The organism is Neisseria sp. P0022.S010 (genome assembly GCF_051956635.1).
On sequence record NZ_JBQCXF010000954.1, the window covers coordinates 1 to 400 of the forward strand.

Here is a 400-nt window from a genome sequence, read left to right on the forward strand (position 1 = left end):
GCAGCTGCCGCTGTCTTAGCTTCACCCGCTTTGGTATCTGCTGCCGCTGCCGCTTGTGCTGCTTCGCCTGCTTTCGTTAAAGCTTGACCCGCTTTAGTGTCTGCCGCAGCTGCCGCTGTCTTAGCTTGACCCGCTTTAGTGTCTGCCGCAGCTGCCGCTGTCTTAGCTTGACCCGCTTTAGTGTCTGCCGCAGCTGCCGCTGTCTTAGCTTCACCTGCTTTGGTGTCTGCCGCAGCTGCCGCTGTCTTAGCTTCACCCGCTTTGGTGTCTGCCGCAGCTGCCGCTGTCTTAGCTTCACCCGCTTTGGTATCTGCTGCCGCTGCCGCTTGTGCTGCTTCGCCTGCTTTCGTTAAAGCTTGACCCGCTTTAGTGTCTGCCGCAGCTGCCGCTGTCTTAGCTT

The 400-nt window shown here is 59.0% G+C and carries 1 protein-coding gene; it reads right to left on the reverse strand.

What is annotated here, in order from left to right:
• The coding region (locus ACTHUT_RS22295) for a hypothetical protein (RefSeq protein WP_440419993.1) at positions 1-400 on the reverse strand (400 nt) is incomplete at both ends.